The organism is Candidatus Tisiphia endosymbiont of Temnostethus pusillus, assembly GCF_964264675.1.
In the GTDB taxonomy this organism is placed as follows: Bacteria; Pseudomonadota; Alphaproteobacteria; order Rickettsiales; family Rickettsiaceae; genus Tisiphia.
Map to the genome: position 1 here is coordinate 1,241,718 of NZ_OZ183472.1, position 22,168 is coordinate 1,263,885.

16 protein-coding genes are annotated in these 22,168 nt (G+C 30.8%); 8 read left to right on the forward strand and 8 right to left on the reverse strand.

Going from position 1 to position 22,168, the window contains the following annotated elements:
- Nucleotides 1–35: 35 nt before the first annotated feature.
- The 4 genes from ACFEL2_RS05645 to ACFEL2_RS05660 all read right to left on the reverse strand — a co-directional run bounded on the left by ACFEL2_RS05645 (nucleotide 36) and on the right by ACFEL2_RS05660 (nucleotide 6,885).
- Complete coding sequence (locus ACFEL2_RS05645) at nucleotides 36–2,540, reverse strand: hypothetical protein (RefSeq protein ID WP_375331722.1); 2,505 nt, start codon at nucleotides 2,538–2,540, stop codon at nucleotides 36–38.
- A gap of 440 nt (nucleotides 2,541–2,980) precedes the next feature.
- Nucleotides 2,981–4,129 (reverse strand): MobA/MobL family protein, encoded by a 1,149-nt coding sequence (locus tag ACFEL2_RS05650; protein ID WP_375331723.1) that lies wholly within the window; start codon nucleotides 4,127–4,129, stop codon nucleotides 2,981–2,983.
- 627 nt (nucleotides 4,130–4,756) lie between these two features.
- On the reverse strand, nucleotides 4,757–5,494 hold the full coding sequence (locus ACFEL2_RS05655) for a hypothetical protein (RefSeq protein WP_375331724.1): 738 nt from the start codon (nucleotides 5,492–5,494) through the stop codon (nucleotides 4,757–4,759).
- A gap of 266 nt (nucleotides 5,495–5,760) precedes the next feature.
- On the reverse strand, nucleotides 5,761–6,885 hold the full coding sequence (locus tag ACFEL2_RS05660) for a hypothetical protein (protein ID WP_375331725.1): 1,125 nt from the start codon (nucleotides 6,883–6,885) through the stop codon (nucleotides 5,761–5,763).
- A gap of 1,256 nt (nucleotides 6,886–8,141) precedes the next feature.
- Here ACFEL2_RS05660 and ACFEL2_RS05665 point away from each other — a divergent pair.
- The 6 genes from ACFEL2_RS05665 (at nucleotide 8,142) to ACFEL2_RS05690 (ending at nucleotide 14,392) form a co-directional block, all read left to right on the forward strand.
- Nucleotides 8,142–8,285, forward strand: a complete 144-nt coding sequence (locus ACFEL2_RS05665; RefSeq protein ID WP_375331726.1) for a hypothetical protein — start codon at nucleotides 8,142–8,144, stop codon at nucleotides 8,283–8,285.
- Nucleotides 8,286–8,290: 5 nt separating this feature from the next.
- Nucleotides 8,291–9,457, forward strand: coding sequence for a hypothetical protein (locus ACFEL2_RS05670; protein ID WP_375331727.1), 1,167 nt, complete (start codon nucleotides 8,291–8,293; stop codon nucleotides 9,455–9,457).
- Nucleotides 9,458–9,463: 6 nt separating this feature from the next.
- Entirely contained in the window at nucleotides 9,464–11,263 is a 1,800-nt protein-coding gene (locus ACFEL2_RS05675; protein WP_375331728.1) for a GNAT family N-acetyltransferase, read from the forward strand.
- Nucleotides 11,264–11,397: 134 nt separating this feature from the next.
- Nucleotides 11,398–12,165 (forward strand): dimethylarginine dimethylaminohydrolase family protein, encoded by a 768-nt coding sequence (locus tag ACFEL2_RS05680; protein ID WP_375331729.1) that lies wholly within the window; start codon nucleotides 11,398–11,400, stop codon nucleotides 12,163–12,165.
- Nucleotides 12,166–12,393: 228 nt separating this feature from the next.
- Complete coding sequence (locus ACFEL2_RS05685; RefSeq protein WP_375331730.1) at nucleotides 12,394–13,500, forward strand: NUDIX hydrolase; 1,107 nt, start codon at nucleotides 12,394–12,396, stop codon at nucleotides 13,498–13,500.
- Between the two features lie 58 nt (nucleotides 13,501–13,558).
- Nucleotides 13,559–14,392: a hypothetical protein gene (locus ACFEL2_RS05690; protein WP_375331731.1), complete on the forward strand. Its 834-nt coding sequence runs from the start codon at nucleotides 13,559–13,561 to the stop codon at nucleotides 14,390–14,392.
- 776 nt (nucleotides 14,393–15,168) lie between these two features.
- Here ACFEL2_RS05690 and ACFEL2_RS05695 read toward each other — a convergent pair.
- Genes ACFEL2_RS05695 through ACFEL2_RS05705 form a run of 3 tightly spaced genes read right to left on the reverse strand, consistent with a single transcriptional unit; the run spans nucleotide 15,169 to nucleotide 18,998 of the window.
- Nucleotides 15,169–16,065: a class I SAM-dependent methyltransferase gene (locus tag ACFEL2_RS05695; RefSeq protein WP_375331732.1), complete on the reverse strand. Its 897-nt coding sequence runs from the start codon at nucleotides 16,063–16,065 to the stop codon at nucleotides 15,169–15,171.
- Nucleotides 16,066–16,079: 14 nt separating this feature from the next.
- The gene (locus ACFEL2_RS05700; RefSeq protein WP_375331733.1) at nucleotides 16,080–18,590 is read right to left on the reverse strand and encodes a thiamine pyrophosphate-dependent enzyme; all 2,511 of its coding nucleotides are present in this window, start codon (nucleotides 18,588–18,590) and stop codon (nucleotides 16,080–16,082) included.
- The gene (locus ACFEL2_RS05705; RefSeq protein ID WP_375331734.1) at nucleotides 18,591–18,998 is read right to left on the reverse strand and encodes a hypothetical protein; all 408 of its coding nucleotides are present in this window, start codon (nucleotides 18,996–18,998) and stop codon (nucleotides 18,591–18,593) included. It lies immediately after the preceding gene.
- Between the two features lie 121 nt (nucleotides 18,999–19,119).
- On the opposite strand from ACFEL2_RS05705, the gene ACFEL2_RS05710 reads away from it, so the two are divergent.
- On the forward strand, nucleotides 19,120–20,157 hold the full coding sequence (locus ACFEL2_RS05710; RefSeq protein ID WP_375331611.1) for an IS630 family transposase: 1,038 nt from the start codon (nucleotides 19,120–19,122) through the stop codon (nucleotides 20,155–20,157).
- Here ACFEL2_RS05710 and ACFEL2_RS05715 read toward each other — a convergent pair.
- Nucleotides 20,149–20,850 carry a class I SAM-dependent methyltransferase gene (locus ACFEL2_RS05715; RefSeq protein ID WP_375331735.1) on the reverse strand — a complete coding sequence of 234 codons (702 nt, stop codon included), beginning with the start codon at nucleotides 20,848–20,850 and terminating at the stop codon, nucleotides 20,149–20,151. The genes ACFEL2_RS05710 and ACFEL2_RS05715 overlap by 9 nt on opposite strands.
- A 597-nt stretch (nucleotides 20,851–21,447) precedes the next feature.
- Between ACFEL2_RS05715 and ACFEL2_RS05720 the strand changes: the two genes are divergently transcribed.
- Nucleotides 21,448–22,062 carry a tetratricopeptide repeat protein gene (locus tag ACFEL2_RS05720; protein WP_341751935.1) on the forward strand — a complete coding sequence of 205 codons (615 nt, stop codon included), beginning with the start codon at nucleotides 21,448–21,450 and terminating at the stop codon, nucleotides 22,060–22,062.
- The last annotated feature ends 106 nt before the right edge of the window (nucleotides 22,063–22,168 follow it).

The window sequence follows — 22,168 nt, forward strand, 5'->3', positions numbered from 1 at the left end:
TTGAGTATACTTACAGCAAACTGTTTCGCAATCTCTTAGCAGTACAAATCAAATTTTAAGACTGCATCTCCAAGTAAATTGTTGGTAAATTCTTCAGTTACCAGCTCATAATTGTAAAAATCATGTTCCTTTGCTCTGGTGATAAAATTCTGACTCTGAGGAGCAGTATTAGCCATAATATTCCCAATTTTCTCTAAAGCCGTAGCCTTAAAATTTTCATCATGACTGAGGCTGAATGCGTCGTGATAATATGTTTTAGCTTTCTCAAATAAACCTATAGACTCAAAATACTCAGCCCGCTTTAGCATTATATCTGGATTTCTTTTATCTTGTCCTAACCATGCCTTAAAACATGCCTTTATCTCAAATTCATCATTAACTACTTTATAACAATCAATCGCCTTAGCATATTCACCCTTGTTAAAAAATAACTGTCCCAGTTTTTCATATATCTCCGGTAAATGGCTATTGGCTTTGACAGCTTTTGTATAGTAAACCGATGCAGCTTCATTGGCATCATCCTTCTCAGCAATAGTAGCTAAGCAACTATAGGCTATAGCCTTGAGATTCTTGCAGGCAGGAGAATCTTGGTAATTTTTCAGGTATTTCAGAGCCTCATGATAATAAGCTGAGTCAGATTGGTTTTTGTCAATAGGCAAGCTACTAACTTGGTACTCAAGATTTTCTGCTACCTTAGTATGGCAAGCTGTTATTAACTCTGCAATCTTTGCATGATCAGGTAATTCAGCTTTACAGACACTGGCAAAAAATTTCACATATTCATATTGCTGCTGTAAGCAATAACCATAATCTTGTATCTGATGCTGAAGTTGAACATTACCAAATTCAGCATATTCAGCAAAAATCTCCACTGCTATCTGAAAGTTGATTAGGGCATTTGATATGCTATCTATCGACTTATTAAATACTTGTTGTAATCTTGATAATAATTCCAGCTCTAGAAAATATTCACCTTCACTATGTTGTTTCAGTGGATTGTAATTAATTGATGAGGGTATCCAATCTTTGACAAGATGATAATTCTCGGAAAATGCATTGAGTGGATTGACATTCAAGCACTTAGTTGCATTACCAATAGCTTTAACTATCACTTCTAATAGTTGATTAAAATTGTTACTGGCAGTATTTAACAAATGAGATGAACACTCCTTAGCTTCCTTTGAAATAGTTACGTTGACCATCTCACCGTTAACGTCAGAATATTTGGATGATGTGTCTATTGCTGCCAGTAAATCGGGTGCAACTAACTCACCTTCTTCATTTGGTCTATGGAATAGATGTATTGAACAATCTTTGAGCTTATTAACTAGTTCCTTGTGTTCATCCTTTGCCCTTTGATTATCTGTTAATATTCTCTCTATAGATTTTCTGATATGCTGAGTATCCTTGTCTTTTGATACCTGGGTAATTACTAAAGATATGCTACCCCCTATAGAACCAACATCCTTAAAACTTTTCATAAAGTTAGATAGCGTTTCAAGGAAATCATTGCCTCTTTTACTCCTTAAATCTGATTCAGCTATTATCAACACAAATTTCAACTGATCTGTAGTCTCAAAGAGTCTTTTAATATAGAAGCTGTTAGCAATTTCCTGAACAGGCTCAGTATCGTTAAAGCCAGGGCAGTCCCAAATGATTATATCTTTAGCAAAACATTTATTAGGGATTTTAGTCTCGGAAGCCAGTTTATGACCAATGACAATATTGGCAAGTGGCTGCATCGCATCAATAACCAGTTCATCAGTTTCATTATCAAAAATCGCCTGTAGTTCTCTGCCACTAAACAAATGAGCGAGTGTACTCTTGCCAGCCCCGGTATTACCAAGTAGCAATATTCCCTTTTTGCCATGTTCCTGCAGACGGTCGTTACCATCTCGGATTAAATCCGATACTTGCTTGATAGTAGCCTGATTATCCTTGTCAAACTGATTATCCCCATCTGCTACCTCAAATAATTTTACAACCGGTATTTCTAGTATATATTCTTTCATTTTCGCTTCCTCTATGGCTTTTAATTTAGCTTCCTCTTGCTCTCTAAGCTTTGTCTCTTGCTCAAGTTTCTCAGCTTCTTGTCTGGTTTTTTCATCTGCTTCTGCTTGTTGTTGCTGTTTTAGTATCTTAGCAGCTTTTTTAATAGGGTCTTTATTAATCTGTAATTCTGTTGCTATCTCTTTTGCTATAACATCTCCTATCTGGTTAGAAGAAAGGTAAAGATTAGTAATAGATTTATTATCCTTTAAGCATTCTGCTAGCGATTTCGCTCCTGCATCTCCTATCTGGTTATTATTAAGCTTAAGAGTAGTAATAGATTTATTATCCTTTAAGCATTCTGCTAGCGATTTCGCTCCTGCATCTCCTATCTGGTTATTATTAAGCTTAAGAGTAGTAATAGATTTATTATCCTTTAAGCATTCTGCTAGCGATTTCGCTCCTGCATCTCCTATCTGGTTAGAAGAAAGGTTAAGATTAGTAATAGAGTTATTTATTATTTGTTGTATAATTGTTTCGGTTAAAGGCATTTTTTTTCTCTCTTTATTATTTAGGTCAAAAGTGAATAGTACTTAAGTTATCAACAAAGTCCCGTTAATTATTTTTAGTAATAGCCATATCAATCCATTTAAGATTAAATAATAATAATTTGTCAAACAACTAAATAACTACTTGTCACTATTTTTTTAGTAAGAGTTGTGATTTTTTTAGCAGCACTTTTTTGACTATTAGTGTCTTGTCTAAGAGATTTCCTGTTGTAAAACAACTTAAATTATATTAATAAAAATATGAGGTAAAAATATCACAAATATGGTGCAAATTGTGATTTTTTATGATATAATAACTCCCCTACAATACAGATACTACAGGGGATTATATGCGAAAAATTGCAGTCAGATTTTATAAGTCAAAAGATATCGAGAATCTTAGAAAAATCATGAAAAATGTTCACACAAGTAATAGTGATCATTTACCGGATATCGCTAAATTTCATTTGGGCGATAAGGTCTTTATACCGAGTCAGGTAGATAGAGCAGAGTTGCACATAATAACTGCGAGCGACACTGAAATTATAACATTTTCTAACTGCTAAAATAGTTAAATTTTGGACAGGACTTTCCTTAATATTTTCTGTTGCTAAATCTTCTGCTACTAATTGTTTACTTATCTCTCTTAAACGTTGCTGAAATCCTTGTTTATCCGCTTGCCATGACTCAATATCTACAGCTAACGTATCGGCTAATGCTATAGCAATTTCTTCCTTAGTAAAAACTGGCTTGTTAATTGATAATTTCTGAAAAACTAATTCTATATCTTCTCTAATCTTGGTAGCATTTTCTTTTAGTATTTGTTCATTTATTAACCTTAATTTTGAGTCTTGTATATAATGTGCTGTTCCTTCATGGATAGTCGGTATTAAATCAATTCCTCTTGCTTTATGCGATAAATGTGATACCTTAGCTAAATGACCATATTTTTCTAAATATTGGTTGATGAAATAGGCTACATTTTCTCGATAATAATATAAAAAATTTCTTCTTCCCCAATCACGTCCTTTTTCACCAAAAATTACTTCACCATTTTCTAAACGTAGTAGTTTTCTAGTAGTCATCTGAATGTGGACATGAGGATTATTTGGATTGTCATAATGAATGTTTATATCTGCTATCATGCCATGGCTAACTAGGCACTCAGAAGCAAAGTGTTCGGTCAGTTCAGTATTCTGTTGTTGAGTTAATTCCTTTGGTAAGGCTATGGTCAGCTTTCTAGCGGTTTCAGCATTTTTTCTTGTTTCGCTACTTTCTGCTCTATTCCATAATTCTTGTCTATCATACACCCAACTAGGAGAACCCTCTAGAGCTAGAATTACGCTATGAATAAGTCCTTTCTTGCTGTTAAAATTATAGGTAATAGTGCGTTTTTCTCCTGTTTTACGGTCAGTTGTAAAAAACTGCAATTTACTTCTTGAAATATAGCTACTTGCTGCAACTGCATTTTGTCCTTTGCTTCTTCGTACTTCTGATTTATTACAGTGATATATTGCCATTGCTATTACCGCTATAAGCTGTAAGTTTTGGGTAATAGCAATGACAAAAACTGAATCTTTAAGCGCAGGCAAACTAGGTTTACCTAGTTTGCCCAAGTGCGGGTAGAGGGATTTCAAAAGCAAATGCTAAAACCTAACTTGTAACTACATAGTTTATTTTATTGGCAAGCTTTATATAGGCAGCAGAATGCTCCTTAAGTGGGTTATTTAGGTAAGGTAGGTGGGTGAAGAAAAGAGAGGTAAAAAAAGAAAATGGTTTATCTAAAAAATAGTTATAGGTGGAAAATATTAATTGATTGTAAAATAAACGAACTATATAAATTTAAGGAAAAGTAGCTATAATTTTATTGAACTGGTAGTAAGTTAAAAATATTACAAATTACTTTATTAAAAGTAATTTGTAATAATAACTGCAAGCGTGAAAATGGGTTAGGAAATTTAATAAAAATACTTCTTTATTTAAAAAGGCAAAAATTACAGATATATTGGAAATATTTAATGTTTTTGTAATAATATAAACTGCTTGACAAGGTAGATTGAACTTGTACAAGACTCCTTTTGAGTTGGTTATTTTAGATTTTTTATCTGAAATTTGCTAAGGTAAGTAGAATTGGCAATGACGTCAATAAATTTGCATTTCAGTTAGTCTTTAAGAAAATAACAATATCAAGACTAACTGAAAAAGTAGTGGGGTTTTTTCTAGTTTATAGTTATACCATCAGTTTCTATATAGTTGTTCTCTAGATTTTCAATTAATAACTCTAGTTTAGGATCAATATTATTAAGATTAACATCATAATTTTCATTGTCGCCAAAACTCACCATTATTTTGCTGACAATATTTTTATTACTTAGAATTTTTACAAGTTTCTCTGCTACTTTACGACTAAAAATATTGTGACCAAGTGTTATTTCGGTTAGAGTACTATTAAGTTCTAAAGCTTTACAAAGTTTAAAACTCCCACTAGGACCAATATGATTATTATCGAGATGTATTCGCTTGAGAGTCCTATTATTTGCTAAAAATTTGGCTAGTATGTCTGCTCCTAGATCGTTAATATAATTATCTGCAAGGTTCATTTCGTCCAAAGTATTATTACTCTTTAACACTGGGACAAGGTGACTTACTCCTTCACAGCTAATATTGTTGTTGCTTAAATCTATTTTGGTTACTATATTGTTGTTTTGCAAAAACTTCGCAACTATCTTTGCTCCTTCATCGTCAATGTTACTATTACGAAGATTTATGTGAGTTAGCGTTTTATTATTTTCTAAAGCATTTTCCAAAGCTATGTTAAGTAGATTGATATGTGCAAGGTTTATTTTGTCTAAATTATTAATCAGTTTTAACACAGCTTGTTCTAGTTCAAAAGAAATATCACTTGTTAATTTATCTTGTTTATTATTATTTTGTTGATTTTCAGTATCACTCAACATAGAATTAACTCCTATTTTTTGGGTTTCGAAAAGTAGACACTGAGGTTAGAACTAAAAAATTTCCGTTTCTTTGCTTCTAACCTCGGTGCTTGAACACCACACCACGTGGGTCACTACTAATATACTACCCTAATCACTAGTAGAGTCCAGAGAAGTTTTAGCACCTAGAGTATTTTTTTTGAAATTCGATAGAACAGCGGTAAAACGGAGACAGTGGGTAAATTTATTGTTATAGTCAGGGAATAAATAGTTATAGTAAAATTTGGCTAACTTTTCTGTAATAAAGCTTTAATAGTGTTTTCCTTATGGTGAATGTGATTTAGTTCTTGTTCAAGATGTAGTTTTTCTGCTTGTTGTTTTGCCTTATTGCAATAATTCAAGGCTTTATTGTAATCTCCACTGCTAAAATAAGCATCAGAATAAGTTAAATAAAAAAATATTTTTGTGCTATCATCAGCTATTTTCTCAATTAAACTAGTATATTTATTAAACTCTACTATTACTTTATCAGCTTGGTTTGTTAAAATAAGTAGATTCCCATATACTATTATTGATCGCAAAAAGCCTTTAGTATTATGAGTTTCATTAAACAGAGCTATTGCTTCTTGAATTGATTTAATAGCAATCTCTATTTCTAGTTTATTTCTATTAACCGTAGTTGTTGTGTTATTTTTGACTAAACCAAGAATAGCCTTATTGAACAATAAGTTTGCCTTTAAATTTTTTAGATCATTATCCTTTATTGACTTACTTACTTTTATATTATTATATATGTTAATTGCTGTATTTATTTTTTCTTCAGCCTTTTTATAGTTACCCATTTTACAAAAATATGCTGAATATAAATATAGAATTTTACATTTTAATATTTCTAAACCGTCAGTTTTCTGCAAATATCTATTGACCTCATCAAGAATCGTTAGAAATTCTTGATATTTTTCTTGATGAAAATAGACAGAAGAAGTCATTAAATCCATTGCCACAAGATTTTCATTATAATTATCCTTAAATTTACTTTTAAATTGTTGGTTAGTTTCAATAAGTTGTTGAAAGGAATTAGTAAGTTTAAATTCATGTTCATTATCTATAAAAAACTGCAATAATGATTCAAACCATCTTAAATTTAATGTAGAACAAATATTATTTTTACTATCTATGGTTTGCTGAAGTTGGTGACGTAACACTGTTTGCACTAAGCGATGAATAGCAATATGTGTATTCTCTGCTAATAGCTGATGCAATATCACAAGATATTCACCCAAAACTGGCTTAGCTTTAGTATATTTTACTAATTCAAACTTAGTCGCATCACTGCGTATAACTTTTTTAACAGTATTTTTTGATATATTAAGCTCTTTGGCAATTGCTCTAATTGCCTTGCCATCAAACATGATACATTTTATGTATCTTTGCTATTGTTTCCACGATAAACACTCCCTAAACACTCCTACATATTATTAACAAATTATTAATTTATGTAGGAGCTAATATTTTTTTTAGGTGGGTCAATTCTTATTATAATTCTTGCTCTAAATGGGTCAATAGTTCATTACAATTTACAGTCATGACAAAACCCTCTGTGTAATGTTCTTTTAACACCGATATTATACCATATTACGAGGGCTTTGTCTCCTTCCTTGTAAAAACTAGATTATCGAGTGTCAAACTCAGGTTATTTATAAATAAAAAAATTTATACTTGTTTTTATTCTTTATTCGTATAGTATTTGTTTTATAGTGTTATAATTTATTGCAAATTATAATATTTATCTTTAATAATTATTAATTAACTTAAGAAGTTTCTATGTTATATTCAATATATATTTTCATGGTAATAAGTACCATCTTAAGTAAATTTGCTTTGAACAAATTGCAGAAAGTGCTAAATACAGTAGCTTTGCAAAAAATAAGATAAATGAAATGGTACTATGATGGTTCTAGGCAAAGTGGATAAATTACAGTTGGTGAAAATCCAACCTACACAAAATGTAGCCAGCAGTGTAGAACCAAATTTCACATATAGGGAGGTAACGAACTATATGAAGCTGAGAGGAGGGGTGTATCGGGTTGTAACGTAAGTGAAGGGTATAAGTCCCGAAATGAATTATATCGTAGAGGTTGATATGTTTTATGGCATGGAGAACAGAATATGTAGTTGCGATAAGGCAAGCAACTAATGCTCTACCGGGGTCACAGACCACAACTGTCAAAAGCTCGAAGGTATAGCGGGTTTTAGAAAGATTTCATGAATAAAAAATAATATCTTTAATAAATTCCTTATCAATGAGCAAGGTAAATTATATTAATCGGTGTATCTTTTAACTAATACTTGATTATATCTACTTTTTTACTTATGAAAAACCTCTAAAACCAGCTATACCTTCGAACTTTCGACAGTTGTGGGTCACAGGTCACGACACGATACAAGATGGAATTTATCTGAACCTAGGATATCCATTGTATTCTTATGAAAGTGAGTACTTTAAAACAAGTTGTTAAGAGCAAGAATTAAAGGATGATACAATGGAAGTCGGACTGACTCATACTACTTTGAGTATAGGGAAGGTATGTACATGGGGAAGAGAACAACAATATAGCGTTATTGTAAGTACGCTTAATTCACTAATACACTGAGGTTAGAGAGTAGAATGGAAAATAAACTTATACCTAATAAAGCTAAGAAAGATAGGTTGAAACAGAATAGCTATATTGAAAAGCTGTGTGTGGGAAAACCACAAGCACGATGTGAGGGCTATCATAGTAATGAAACTTTATCAATTAAAGGAGTGTAATTGCTATGATTTTTACTCGGCTGAAATACTACTTAATTATTTTAATAATTATCATCTCCTACCAAGCATTTGCTGATAATAGAGAAGAATTTTTTATCAAGCATAATTTTTCTAATGAACAAATTAGTACCAAGGGAGAGTGGTTATACGGACAGGATATTGTCAAAGAAAAATTGATACCGTCTATACCTAATATAAATATACCTTATCAATTTGTTTTTAGCAAAGAGATCTTGCCAAGTGACATTGCTAAAACAATAAAATCTCTACCTAAAAAGCAGTATGTTATTAAATATAGCTTGTATGATGAAAAATCTTTTTCTTATAAAAATATGCGTGGTGTGAATAGTTCGCGTTCAAGAAAAATTAATTTTCAAGAATTAAATATAAAGGGGATAGTAGATAAAATACAACAATACATTAGTATTGCACCTCAAACATGCAAGTATTTGGTTTTACAAGAATTAATAAATCAAACAGGTGGGTATTTATTTCATACAGAATTCAAGAAAGATACTATGGAAATAGATATATTGTGGGAAAATTCTACAGCAAGAGCGTTCGCAAAATTTTTTAATGGTGAGTTAACTGAATATGAAAGTATTCCTGGCTTGGGAGTTTCATCAGAAACAAAATCAACTATAATTAAGCTTAGTTACACAATTGATAAAATTAACAAACTATTAACAACATTTTATGGAGAAGTTGCTTGGTCAATAGAAGGTTTTTATTATTCAGATAAAGATCAAGTATCTCTATTGCAGTTAAGGCCGAAGCCATTAGGTAGAGAGTTCTTAAAAACAAGAAAACTTGATGAGGTAATATTATATTCTACTAATTTCAACTGGGGCAATTATAATATAGGTCCTTTAAAATTAAAGGATATAGATCAACATCAAGATATTATATTACAAACTAGTCCTTGTTCTACAGAATTAGATACTAATATAAAAAGAAGAATTGAAAACAAAAAACATACACTGATAATAGATCCGTACAGAGGTTTTGCTTTAAGTCATGAAAAATGGTTCTTACCTATACAAAACAAAGATTATTATAGCTTTATTTATATACCACCCAAAATTCTTATGATTTATGCTAATCATCAGGTAAGGATATTTTCCTCCAATGGAAAAGGTTTTATGTCACTTTTTTCAAAGTTTAATAATTAATATTGTATGAATAGAATTTTAAGTTTATTATTATATCTAATATTTAGTATTTGTTCTGTGCAAGCAAGCAAAGACTTTAAGCTTGATACAGTAATAATACTAGGTGCTGGATCAGATTTTGGAGCCAAATATAAAATTAATATATTTGAAGAAATAAGACCTCTAATAAAAAATTTATATCTTTGTGAATTGTATGATAATCCTTTATCTGATAATTTAGCAAAAACTAAGTTAGTTGATGATATCATCAAAGTTAGTTCTTATGATCAAGCACAAACATCTATTATAAAGTATATAAAAGACCGTAATTTAAAGCCTTCTGCTATAGTTACTTATAGAGATGAATGGTTAGAACTTTGCTCTATACTAAGTAAAAAATATAATTTACCAGGAAATGATTTAATAGCTATAGAGAACACTAGGAATAAGTATCAGATGCTGTCACTTCTAAAAAAAAGTGATTTGGTTAGTAGAGAAATAAAATTAAGCACTCTGCAAGAATTAAAGAAATATCCTCCTCCTTTTTTTATCAAACCTAATAATGGAATGCGTTCAGAATGGGCTAGGTTCATATATACTGATATGGATCTAAAAAAATATATTCAAGATATTGAAATACATTCAGTAGATGAATTATTTTTGATAGAGGATATTGTTCATGGGCATGAAATAGATGTAGATATTGTAATATATGAGGGATGTCTCTTATATGCTAAAGTTAGTGATAATTTTCCTACATATAAACCATATGCCTTAGAAACAGGGCATTTAATGCCTTCCTTACTTAAACAATCTTTACAAAAAAAAATCATAAACAAGGGGTATACTGCAGCAACTAAATGTGGTTATAAATCTGGTGTTTTCCATATAGAAATGATAGTTAAACCAAGTTTAGAGATAGAATTAATAGAGGTTAATGCAAGAGTAGGAGGTATGTATATACCTATGTGGCATAAAAAAATATATAATGCAGATCTTATAAAATCCACATTAGCTATAGCTGCTGGGATTAATCCAAAACCATTTCTTTCAAATTCTTTGCCCAAATTTGCTTTAGCTCAGATATGTATTACATCTAATAGTACCAAAGAATTAAATACTAATACTATTAGTAAAATAACATGGGAAAATTTTGATGAGATTGTTTCCAATAAAAATATCTTTTCTGCATCAAAATGGATAAAAGATGATTATTCTAGAGACATAGCAATTAATGGGCATGTTAATATAGGAGAAATTACGTTAGAATCAGATAGCCCATTGTCAGCGTTAAAAAAATTAGATGACTTACTCGCAAATTATAAAGCTAATATTTTGGTCGGTAACCATAGTATACTATCTTCTTATATACCTATCAAAAGTCTTGGTATAAGCATTGGTAGATACAACATACACAAGGCTAGTGACAAAGATATACAAGATATATCTAAACTTTTATGTTTTTTAACTCAAAATACCAAAGGAGTTAAAAAAATTAAAACTATTCCTAAGGATGTTGTAATTTTTTTAATAGAAGATACTTTTTATAAAAATAACGTTGGTATGATAGCATTGCATTTTTGGAATCGAATGCGTGGTGTGCAAAAAAAGAAAACATGTTATATTCATGATTTAGTTATACAACCAAAATATAGGAATATTGGTTTAGGCAAATCCTTATTAAATCATGCTTTAAAATTTGCAGAACATAGCAACGTATACAAAATAGAACTTGCTTGTGAAAAACATTTAAAAAACTTTTATCTCAAGCAAGGATTTCAAGAACTTGGCTTCCACTTTGGGAGATATACTCCTGTTGTTGAATAGCGAGAGTGAGTAAACGTAAGAGTTATCCCTTACGTTTACTCACTCTTGAATTTAATATTATAGAACTCTGTTTTAAATATAAACATAATCATTTACAATTTTAGATAGTATTATTGATGCCTAACAAATTTTACATGAGTACACCGAAGAACTTTGATGTGAATTATACTATAAATCCATGGATGTCTGTACAAAATAAACCAAATACCAATTTGGCTCGAGAACAATGGAATAATTTACTGCAAATATTAAAAAGTTGGGACGTAAAAGTAGAAGTTATAAATGGAGTCGTATATCCCGATTTTGTTTTTGTTGCAGATGCTGGAATTATATATAACAATAGCTTCATTTTATCAAATTTTAAGTTTCCTGAGAGAAAAAGAGAGATAAAATATTGGAAAGAATATTTTGAGAAAGAATATGAAATTGTTGATGTATCTGAATATGGAAACTTTGAAGGAAGTGGGGATAGTTTTATAGTAAAAAATTCTTTTGTATGCGGTTATGGTTTCAGAACCAGCAAAAAAGCTGCGTATAAAATCAGCGAGATTTTAGATCTTAAACCTATAATACTTGAATTAATAGACAATAATTTTTTCCATCTTGACACATGCTTTTCTGTTTTGAATGAAGACACAATATTATTCTATCCAAATGCTTTTTCTAAAAAATCTAAAGAAAAAATTGAGAATAATTTTAATTGTTTAGCTATACCTCAAAGTGAAGCACTAAAGTTTGGTTGTAACATTGTAAGTTATAAAAATAAATTAATCCTACAACAAGGATGTAATAAAATAACTTCTATAGTTGAAAAATTAGGATTTAAAGCGTACTTTATAAATTTAAGTGAGTTTATAAAGGCTGGTGGTGGTGCAAAGTGTTTAACTCTAAAAAGCAATTAGAAGTCCAATGATTGCGAGGAATGCGAAAACTATATTTATCTCATTAGCAATCTATAAAATATACTATAGTAATAAAGTCATATAGTAGGAGCAATATGTCATATTCATAAACTTTCGACAGTTGTGAAGTTAGTCCTTGGCATAGTAGGTGATGCTAAAGCTAAGTCAAAAATACATAGAATTTATCGTTTTTTTTAAAATTTACTTAGTAACAGAAAAATAGGCTATATGATGTTTAAAAAGACATACAATATTCCAAGTACAATATGGATAGATGTACTAAATTATTTGGGCTTGAGAACAGGAGAAATAATGACAAGCCAAGAAATACATTCTGTTGGCAAATTACATAAAGCCGTACATTTTTATTTGTTCAATAATCATGGTCAATTATTATTACAGAAAAGATATCCTAATCTTGATGATTATCCAAATATGTATAGTGCCTCTCTGACAGGTCATGTACATTCTGGAGAGAGTAGCAGTCTAGCACTAAAACGAAAACTCCAAGAAAATTTTGGTATGTATGCTAAAGAACTAAAATATGATTTTGTGTTTTCTTATCGAAGAGATATTGAGCTTGACAGTGGTTACATTGATAAACAGTTTAATGATGTTTACGTAGGCAAAGCAGATTTTAAGTTACAAGATATTAATTACAATACTTCAAAAGTATCAGAACTAAAGTTAGTTTCTACGCAACAATTTAGTACTATGCTTAAGACTAAAAACCAGGTTGTTCCATCTGTGTGTAATGAATCATTAACAGATTTATTGTGGTTTTTATCAGATCACCCTAGTACATTTAATATAGATGTACTAAATTCTTTGGGCTTGAGAACAGGAGAAATAATGACAAGGCAAGAAATACATTCTGTCGGTAAATTACATAAGGCCGTACATTTATACTTGTTTAATAGTCATAATCAATTGTTGTTACAGAAAAGAGCTCATGATCTAGATCATTATCCAAATATGTATAGTATTTCTCTTACAGGGCATGTAGATTCTGGGGAAAGTAGCAGTATGGCATTAAAACGAGAACTTCGAGAAGAACTTGGGCTGAATGCTAAAGAAATAAAGTATGATTTTATGTTTTCTTATCGTAGAGATGCTGAGCTTGATAGTGGTTACATTGATAAACAATTTAATGATGTTTATGTAGGAAAAGCAGATTTTAAGTTACAAGATATTAATTATGATCCTTCAGAAGTATCAGCACTACGCTTGGTGTCTATACAAGAATTTCGTTCTATGCTTGAGGCTTCAGATCCAGTTATTACACCAGTATATGGAGATGCTCTAATAGAGTTATTAGGGATGATATCCAAATGAAATACTAGAGATTCCTGTAAATTGTGACATTAAGAAATAATGAATAAAGGTATTAATTATGAGTAAATATACAACCATAGAATCAATATTACCCGGTCAAACTAGATATTGGGCAGAAGGGGTAGAAAAGAAAATATTAGATTTTACTGTTAAAAATTGGGCAAAAGAAATAACTAAAAATCAATTCGAATTGGCTTTTAATAATAATACTAGCACTCTACCTCTTGAAAAAGCAATTCCAGTAATTGTGGTAACAGATAATAGTGGTTTTATAAAATATATCGCTTTAGATGGACATCATGATCTTATTGCTAATAAGAGGCTTGGTGGAAAAACTATGCCAATAATAGAAAAGCTTGATTTGTCACATTATAAGTTTGAGGAAGCAATTAAATATATGGTTACCAATAATCTAGTATATTATAAATCCTTAGGTGGAGAAAATGTTTCATGGGTTGATAGTTTTGATAAATTAATAGAGGATCCATTAAGAGGATTTATTTCGCTACACGAAAGAAAAGTCTATGCTGACGGTAGCTCCTCAGGGGCTGAGTATATATTATGGATAAAATCCATGGACAAAGAGAGGCCTGTAAAGCACGAGATAAATTTCAGTGAATTTATTATGGCAGATGCTCTAATACGTGAGGGCTTTACATTAGATAATAGTAAGTCAACTAAAGAATTGGTAGACCAAGCGAGAGATATTTTAGTAACTCTTAATATTTTTGGGATAAACATCGCTAAAGTACCAGGGTATTTTTCAGATGCTAAATATAAAGAATATATATTTAATTTAGATCATCAACAGCGCACCCAATCTGACTTATTTCTCTCAACACAAATTTTAGGGGGAATAGAAAATAGGAGCGATGAGGTATACTACTCATAAATGAAGTGTTGCAAAGATAGGAGAGATATTATAGAATCGCTCCGTCAAAAAGGCTATAGACATAAGAGATAATACATGTTCGTGGTCAGAAATTACATTAAAATCCATAAGATTTTTACCTTATTTTGTTCAAAACCTTATGGATTTTCAAAATTTTTAAGTCTAATCATAGGTGCGTCACGAAGTGTAAATAAGCTAGCTATTGAAAGAACAGCCATAGAAGTGTTGACCTAGCACACTATGTATCGAGTCTTGAGCTGATTTTGGTAACAAAGTCAGTTAAGCGTAGACAGAAATATTATAGACCGTAAGCCGTAAGGTTGAAGCAATTGAGCCTCGTTAAAGACTATTTTGAGATCGCAGACTGTAAATTGTAAGCAGATTTTGACCCACTATTGTAATGAACTATTGACCCACCTAAGTTCATAATTTAATCTCCACAATCCATATCTCATCAGGGTTCTACTGTTGCAAAGGGTGGGTCAGATGTGATTACAATAGTGGGTCAAAATCTGCTTACAATTTTTACATTTGTTACCAAAGTTAGCTCAAGACTCGATACATAGTGTGTTAGGTCAACACTTCTATGGCCGATCTTTCATCAGCTAGCTCGTTTACACTTCGTGGCACACCAAACACTGCTTACAATTTACAGTGAGCTTTTAGATGGCTTAATTAATAACAAAAAAAACACTTTGAAACCCGCATCATAGAAAGATTTGAAAATTATCGGTTTATCGGCAAGGATTTATGCTTAGATCTCCAAAGTGCTGTTGTTATGCTTCGGATCCCAAAATTGGACAATCAAAAGTTTCCAATCCTAAAGTTTCGTTATTTGAAGTATGTACTTGGTAAATTTCATATTCTATATAATTTGTAGAGGCATTTATAGGATTTATATCATTTAGATAATATGCTACTAATTCTTTGATAAATTCTTGTTTTAGTTGTTCATTAGGTAATATATTTATAGAAGGAGTTACCATTGTAATAAAAGTTTTTAATTCTTCATAAGAATCAAAATCTATACGTCTAACAAATTTTTTAAATTTAACGTTTTTTAATCCTGCTTGTGTAGCGTAAGTTAAGTAATCATCGTTATCAATTACATCTGTAGTATCTTTATAATCCTTATAAAAAACATTCCATTTTATTGAATTAAATATATTTTTTCTTCCCGCAAGTAGATGAGGATTGCGATTAGTCATAATTAGATATACTTTCCCCCTTTCGCCAAGGTGATTAGATATTTCATAAAATGCTTGTTGTTTATTTTCTACCCACTGTATGCAAAAAAAACTAAAAATAAGGTCAAATTTTTCCTTCGTAAGGAGTCTTTCAGAGTTAGAGATACTGAAATGTAGGTTTTCAGTCTGCAACTGGTGTGCAAGCTTAATCATAGATTCAGATATATCTATTCCTAGTACTTTGCCATAAGGAACTCTTTCGGCTAAAATTTTAGTAATTTTACCATCACCGCAGCCAATATCTAATATATGTTCAGTTCCTTTGAATTTTACCTTAGAAATTACTTCTAACGCTGTAAATTGTTGAAGCTTAACGGAGTTCTTCTTGTATAATTCCGCATCCCAATGAGACGAAGCATATGCAGGAATATTAAATATCACTAAATTTAATGTTAAAGATATAAATAGATTAAAGTATGTTCTCATAATCTTCTTCTAGATTACATATATTCATGAGTGTTTAATTGTTCAACGTAAATTTTTGCTGGTGCTTTTTGTTTATGATCACATATAACATTAATTAATTTAGCTCCTCGAACTAACGTTGCCTCATGAAGCACGGATGTTAACTCTTCTTTATTTACAGCCTTAAACGCTTTTAGCCCAAGACCTTGGGCAACAGTGTCCCAATTTAAATGACCTATGTTTGTTAGATATTCCTCGTTATCAATGTTATTAAAATAGCTAGCTCCATATGATCCATTGTTAAAAACTATAAAAGTAATATCAAGACCTAATTTAGCTGCTGTTTGGATTTCCAATCCCGTCATAAGCATACAACCATCGCCTGTAAAAACAACTATAGGTTTATCCTTCTGTGCTACACTTATTCCAATACTAGCAGGTATAGCCCACCCCATTGGTGCAAATGTAGTAGCTGCAAAAAATTGATTACGTGAGTTAGTTTTCCAATAATGGGCAGCAAAAGAACGATGCACTCCAGCGTCAACAACAGCTATACTGTTTTTTGGAAAAATTTTTCTAGCAAGTTGTATTATTAATGCAGGATGCAATTTTGTACTTTGATCAATTTCTTCTTGCATCAAATAATATTTTGGTATACTCATCACGTACTTTTCTATCCAATTTTTTCGAGCTTCTAAGCTAGTTATCAAAGTATTAGCACCAAAAATTGATAAACTTTTAATAAAAGCTGATTCCTCTGATACAATTCCATATTCTATTTCAATTTTATCAGATATATTGCCTGCATCTTTATCTATCTGAATTATAGTTTTATTTTTAATGAAATTTGGATGCCATGCTAAAGTTGTCCATTGTGTTACGTCAAAACCTATTAAGAAAATTAAATCTATTTTTTCCGATAATATTGTTTCTATTGCTCTTTTATTTCCAGAGTAACCAAATATTCCAAGACTTAGACTACTTGTTTCATCATATAAGCTTTTAGAGCTTATAGTAGTTGCAACTGGTATAAAATATTTTTCTGAAAAAATTTTTAATTCATTATAAAAGCTTTCATTATTTGTACGAGGACCTACTATAATACAAATATTTTCTACTTTTTTTAGGTATTTATTGATAAGGTATTTTACTGCATTTTCGTCAATGAAAGATATTTCTTGATAATATTTTTTTAATATTTTTTCTGGTTTTTTGGTTGCTTTTTGTAATAAGACATCTTTTGATATACTTATATTGGCTGTAGCTTTTTTAAAGCCATTAATATTTTTCATTACAAAGTGAAAATATTTTGGCAAACTAATAGAGTTATAAAGATGATAGCTAATAGAACACACATGCTTTAACATAGCCGTAGTATCAATGCCTGCTTGAGTAGTATCTTGTATAGCTCCTACCATATGATAATTGCTAGGTATTTGACCTGATAACAAAAGTACTGAAGAGCCATCAGCTTGTGCTGCTGCTAGAAATGATGTAGCATTAACTGTTCCTGGACCATCAATACAAATTACAACGCCAGTTTTCCCTGAAGCTCTATAATAACCATCAGCCATAGCAGTAGCTCCTGCTTCATGAGTAGCTACTATTGGTTGAATCCTGAAACAATAAGGATTACCTTTAGGAAAACATGACATAAAAGGGTTTATAAGTTTACCTGGCACCATAAAAAAATATTCTATTCCTTCTTTCTCAAGACTTTTTAATATATACTGAGCATTATTATTAGTTTCCTCAATTTGAAATTGATTAGTAACGTATTCATAATGAATTTTGGCATAATCCTTCGAAAGGGTACGTATTTCTTGCTCTGAAATAGTACTTATTCCATTGAAATATTCTAATGCACGTTTGTTAGTAAAATCAGATAAGTGTAATTTTTCACTCTGTCTTCTTAGTAAGTATGCAAGGAACTCTTTAGCACTACGCAAAGTTTTTCCTATAGTCCATTGTATAGCAATTCGTGATAGATCCCTTGGTGCAACAGAAGGATTAGTGCTACGATGTATAACTCTATAATCAAATATTAATAAATCTCCTGCTTTTGTATATATAGTTTCACCATCTACTACGTTACTAGAAATTTTAGATCTTTTTAATTCTTTGCTTAAGTTATGCGAGCCTTTACAAACATCTATGCCTCCACCATAGCTAATGCAGTTATCTTGTAAATATATATTACACTGTAAAATTTCTGGTAATTTTTCTTCGTTACTAGTGACAAATTCGTCATCAAAATGCCAACCTATACATATATCCTTTCTAATCGTAAAATTTGGGATCGAAAATTTATAACGATGAGATAGCTCTTGTAAAACATTAGAAAATTTATTTGAAAAGATGAATTTAGCAAGTTCTTTCTTTTTCAAGAAATTAGTAGGTGGTAAAGTATTTACCCCTAGAGTTTTTAATAAACTTTCAGCTTTCTTACGAGCTACTTCTAGTTCTATTTGTGAAAGAAACTTTGGTATTACTATATAACCATCGCTAATTAATTTATTTTTATAATACATATTTTCATTTCCCATTTATCTTCCTAATCCTATTAATGCTGAACGGGGTGCTACTATCGCTACTTTGTCATCTTTTGTCTTTACAAAAGAAAGTTTATCTACAATAGGGACATTTACTTGACTTAGAGTCAGTATATCCTGTGTTTCTGTTATTCTCTCAAGTTCTTCAGGGGCAAGACAAAAGTAGGATATAAAAAGTGAATTAATATTCTCCCAATATGAACTTTCTTCATAATTGAATAATTCATTAAAGGATATATTAGCTGGCAAAAGCCGATTTAAGTTAAAAAGCGATATCAAATAAGCATAAAATTCCTTTATTAAATTTTCCTTAGATTGCCCCTCAAGTGCTTCAAGATAAAATGGATCGTATATCAATTTTGTGTCAACATTCTCAAATTGAGAATTTAGCAACTCTGTCATTGTTTCTTTAGTAAAATGGATAAATGGATGACCATGAGACCTATACTTATGTATTATTTCTGAATATACTGCTCGTAAATGAAGAGTTGAAGGAAGAGAAGAAAGAAGCTAGAATATGATAATGGGAAATATTTTAACATCTGAACAAAGAACGGTACTGAAGTCAGGTCATGGTAATGAACGAGATAGGAGAGTATGTGACCGAATTAAGGCAGTTTTGCTGTATGATAAAGGTTGGAGCTATGGAGAAATAGCAGAAGCATTGCTGTTAAGTGAAGAAGCTATAAGAAAGCATGTAAGAGATTATCAAAAATTTAATAAATTAGAGACAGCTACCGGTGTTAGTGCAAGTAAGCTAAGTGAGCTAGAAGAGAAAGAGTTAATAGAGCATTTAGAAATATGTAATTATGTTTATGCCAAAGATATCAGCAATTACATAGAAGAAAAATACGGTGTTACCTATACAATAGCAGGAGTAACAAAACTATTAATCAGATTAGGCTTTGTATATAAGAAGCCAAAGATCGTACCCGGCAAGCTTGATATAGATAAGCAAGAACTATTTAAGCTAGAATATAGTTTGTTAAAAGGTACTCTCAAGGCTAAAGAAGCTATATATTTTATGGATAGCGTTCATCCTCAGTATCAAACAAAAGCCCGTTATGGTTGGATCAGAAAGAATCAAAATAAAACTTTACCAACATTTAGTGGCTGGAAAAGGAAGCATTTAATAGGAGCAATTAATTTATCTGATTTGCAATTAGTTAGCACAGATAATCCTAAAGTAAACGGTGATTATATAATCAATTTTCTACAAAAATTAGAAGCAGAAAATCCTAATAAAGAGAAGATATATTTGATTTGTGATAATGCTGGGTATCATAAGTCAAAGAAAGTAAAGGAGTATCTAGTAAATAGCAAAATAGAATTAGTATTTTTACCTCCCTATAGCCCTAATCTTAATCCGATTGAACGATTATGGAAATTTATGCATAGAATTGTAACAAATAATAAATTTTACCATAATTTTGCTCAATTCTCAGAAGCTATAGATAGATTTTTTGCTAATATTGATAAATACAAAGGTAATTTGCTTACTCTTATAACTGACCAATTTCAGACTATAACTTTTAATCATTTTGCCAACTCTTCAGGTTAATTGAGTATACCATTTAGCTGTAGTGAAAGATGATTCAAAATCATGGAGAATGCACAATCCGCCACCTTTAAGAGTCCTTTTACATGATTGTACAAATTGGACTCTTTCCGTAACTTGTAAATGGTGTAATCCATAAGCCACTATTACTATATCTGCTATTCCCTTTTTAAAATAATTATTATCATGACTACCACAAAAAACTATTTCGTTGTTATGGAAAGCGGCTTCACACATTTTATACGAAACGTCAATTCCTATAACATTAGGTGAGCGATTCTTCCAAAGCTGCTTAGCTTTTCTTGCTAATGTACCGCTACCCGCTAAAAAATCTAAAATTAACAGATTTTCATTGGTAAGTAAGTTTCTTGGTATTAAAGAAAATAGTTGTTTCCAACCTTTTAGCCTAGTATTTTTATACCTTACATCAGTTTGGAATTTATTATATAATTGGCTCATGTTACCGTGGTCAAAGCCACCTATATCTAATTTTGGTAGATGACGTAAAAATTCTGATTCTTTAAAAGGGTAATTATCTTTATCAAAATACTTATCTACCGCTTCTTTACTTTTACTGTGTAATCTACATAACATTTTATCATTTATGTTTCTTACACTTGCATTAATAATCTTTTCTGATTCTTTAAATGCTGTGTAAATACTTGCATCGGATAAATCTACATAGTTATTTTTCATTTCTACCTCTTTGACTTAATATCAGCTTTTAGATTTAATTAATTTTAAGTATAACAAAACTAATATTTTAAGTATAATGATATAGTGGACATGAAAAATCAAGACAAAAATATAATAATTTTATTTTATAACGATCTGAAGAAACTGAACAAAAAAATAGAGTGAGTTGTTTCTTAATTAAAAATAAAATAAAAGATAGAAAATTAGGAAGAAATATGAACGCCAGCTTAGGATAAGGTCAAAGCATGATGGAAAGAATTTAGTCCTTTCAAGTTAAATTTTGAAATAGCATAACCTGTAATACAAGCCAAAATATGGACTAAGAAATTAACAGGGTATCTATTTTGTAAATTGTAATGAACTATTGACCCACTATTGTAACAAATTTTGACCCCATTGATAAGTTGTATAAAAGCTATATCTTCAGGGGTTTTACTGTTATGATAAGAGGGTCACTTATAATTACAATAGAGGGTCAAAAACACATTACAATTTACAGTCTGTAAAGCTGAATTACCTGATCATGCCAAGATTGCAGAGTTAATAACGGCTTGCTATACTAAGGTAGCAGAAAATCTTGAGTGCCAAGTTAGCAGTTTGCCTATTGATGAAGACAAACTTGATCAAGTTTATTATCACAAAGCTATAAAGTATCTAGAGGATTATCAGGACTCTCCTGCCTGTAAGAATCTTAAGGCTATAGCCTATAGTTGCTTAGCTAATATAGTTGAGCAGAATGGTGAAAATGGGGCATTGGCTTACTATGTAAAAGCTATAGAGGCGAATAGCCATTTACCAAAGATATATGAGAAACTTGGTCAGCTATTTTTTAACAAAGGTGAATATGCTAAAGCGATTGACTGCTATAAAGTAGTTAATAATGAATTTGAGATAAAAACATGTTTTAAAGCATGGTTAGAACAAGATAAAAGAAATCCTGATATAATGCTAAAGCAGGCTGAGTATTTTGAGTCTATAGGTTTATTTGAGAAAGCTAAAACATATTATCACGACGCATTCAGCCTAAGTCATGATGAAAATTTTAAGGCTGCAGCTCTTAAGAAAATTGGTAATATTATGGCTAATGTTGCTGCTCAGGGGCAGGATTTTATCACTAGAGCAGATGAGCATGATTTTTATAATTATGAGCTGGTAAATGAAGAATTTACCAACAATTTACTTGGCGACTCAGGTTCAGAATGTGATTTGTAATGCTAAAAGATTGCAAAGCAGTTTTGCTGCAAATATACGTTTTACCAAGTCCGTTGGGTTTTTTAATTAATATCTGTTAAAACCCTAGTTTAGAAAAAGACCTTAA